The organism is Bacillus sp. EB600, from assembly GCF_024494385.1.
GTDB lineage: Bacteria > Bacillota > Bacilli > Bacillales > Cytobacillaceae > JAEVLT01.
The window spans coordinates 1-1,923 of record NZ_JAEVLT010000106.1; the positions used below are offsets into that span (position 1 = coordinate 1).

The 1,923-nt window shown below is 36.0% G+C and carries 3 protein-coding genes and 1 pseudogene; 3 read left to right on the forward strand and 1 reads right to left on the reverse strand.

Annotated features, from left to right (window positions below; genetic code table 11):
* Window positions 1–200 precede the first annotated feature (200 nt).
* Window positions 201–497, reverse strand: coding sequence for a YciI family protein (locus JN080_RS28665; protein WP_309144724.1), 297 nt, complete (start codon window positions 495–497; stop codon window positions 201–203).
* A 381-nt stretch (window positions 498–878) separates the two neighbouring features.
* Here JN080_RS28665 and JN080_RS28670 point away from each other — a divergent pair, with 381 nt between their 5' ends.
* From JN080_RS28670 to JN080_RS30205, 3 genes and pseudogenes are all read left to right on the forward strand, one after another.
* Window positions 879–1,073 (forward strand): hypothetical protein, encoded by a 195-nt coding sequence (locus JN080_RS28670; protein WP_256239336.1) that lies wholly within the window; start codon window positions 879–881, stop codon window positions 1,071–1,073.
* The gene (tnpB, locus tag JN080_RS28675) at window positions 1,070–1,423 is read left to right on the forward strand and encodes an IS66 family insertion sequence element accessory protein TnpB (protein WP_256239337.1); all 354 of its coding nucleotides are present in this window, start codon (window positions 1,070–1,072) and stop codon (window positions 1,421–1,423) included. The genes JN080_RS28670 and tnpB overlap by 4 nt, the downstream gene beginning before the upstream one ends.
* Window positions 1,424–1,512: 89 nt before the next feature.
* Window positions 1,513–1,923 (forward strand): annotated as a pseudogene (locus tag JN080_RS30205) (transposase domain-containing protein); the annotation flags it as partial.

Here is a 1,923-nt window from a genome sequence, read left to right on the forward strand (position 1 = left end):
CGCAACACTAGTGACATGACTTCAATGAATAAACCATTGATAAACAAAGGTTTTCTATATACGAGTTAAGATAAACGCGGATTTACAACGATAAAGAGATTTTCATCCATTAAAAAAGGCGATTTCTTGAGACTGGAAATCGCTCCTTTTCACAATCTATGTAATTTAGAGATGGCTTTAAAGATATTGTAAAACAACAATCATTTAATGAGAGTGTCAAATTCCGCAGCGTATTTTGATGGTGTAAACTCTATTAATTCATAGTCAGCAATATCATTTGAGTAAAATGGGTCTTCTTTAATTATATCTATTACTTGTTCTTTAGATGGCTGATTAATTAAAATAACACCACCTGTAGGAGGATTTCTTCTACCAGCGATTATAAAATTCCCTAATTTAAAATTTTTTTCTAAATAAAGACGATGTTCTTGTAAATATTCATCTACTTTTTCTAAAGGCTGTTTGTAAGTTAACAAAGCAATAAACAATAAGACCATTCCCTTCAAGTTTTTCCATTTCAGTTTAGTATAGACAAACAGACTACTTCAACTAAACTGCCCATGCGAAGTAGAAACCCTTCACAATCTCAATAGAGTAAAGTCTATTTAGACATAGTGAAATCAACGTTTTAAATGACTCTTGACTGTCTCATAAGACTTGTATCAAATGCTTATCATTGTAAATCCGCATTTTCCTGACTCCACCCCAATTATTAAAGGTGCGAACTATTTACTAAAATAAAGCAACGGCAAAAAAGTGTACAGGCATCTTTTACCGTTTTTTTATTTGTTCAATGTAAGCCCCCAATCAAACAACACATATAAACACGTAGCGCCTCCTGGTACTATAAATGTATCAATTTAAGGAGGTGCCTTTTTATGCCACAACAAAAACTAACGATTGTCCCCGTTACATTACATACCGAAAATGAAAAAGCTTCTGCAACTAATCCAGCAGTGGCTTCCCCAAACCCTACATGCACGATCAAAACTGGCAACGCTGAAATATCCTTCTACAACGGCGTAGATGAGCACATCATCCAAACGGTCATGAGGGAGTTGAAAGATCAGTGAAACACGATTATACAAGTGTGAAAAACATTTATATCATTTGCGGTAAAACAGACATGAGAAAAGGAATCGATGGACTGGCAACACTGATTCAAGATTCTTTCGAACTTGATCCATATGGCGATTCCATTTTCTTATTTTCGGGATGGAGTAAAGACCGTTATAAATGTTTGTATTTCGATGGCGATGGCTTCGCCATGCTTTATAAACGTTTGGATAACGGCAAGCTGCAATGGCCCAAAGACGAAAATGAGGTGCGCAAACTTTCTCAGCAGGAAGTTCGATGGCTGCTCGAAGGGTTATCAATCCAGCAGCCAAAGGCGATTCAATCATCATCAAAAGGTGTGTTCTAAATTAAATAAGTCACTAATTTTATCTTTATTCCGCTGTTCGAACTAGTTATAATAAGAAGAACGAAAACGAACGAAAAGTGGTGAATGATGTGGCGAACGCTTCTTCTACGAATGAAAACAAAACCAAAAAATTAATTCGGCTGCTCGAAGAGCAATTGGCTCATTCGAATCAACAAAACAAGGAATTATCGAAACAAATTGAAGCGTTAACCGAGCAAGTTCGCCATTTAACTAAGCTTTTATATGGATCAAAAACTGAAAAATCGAAATACAATACACCGGATGGGCAAGTATCACTATTTGAAGATGACCCGGCTTTTAATGAACCTGAGCACACAGGAGAACAAAGCTAACAGACGATTTCTTATACTGTTGTACGTAAAGTTCAAAAGAAAAAACGAAATGATTCATTGCGTGATGGTATTGAAGTAGAAGCTGTTCACCATCATCCAAAAAATACGATCTGTGACTGTTGTCAAGGCCAATTGATTGAAATTGGC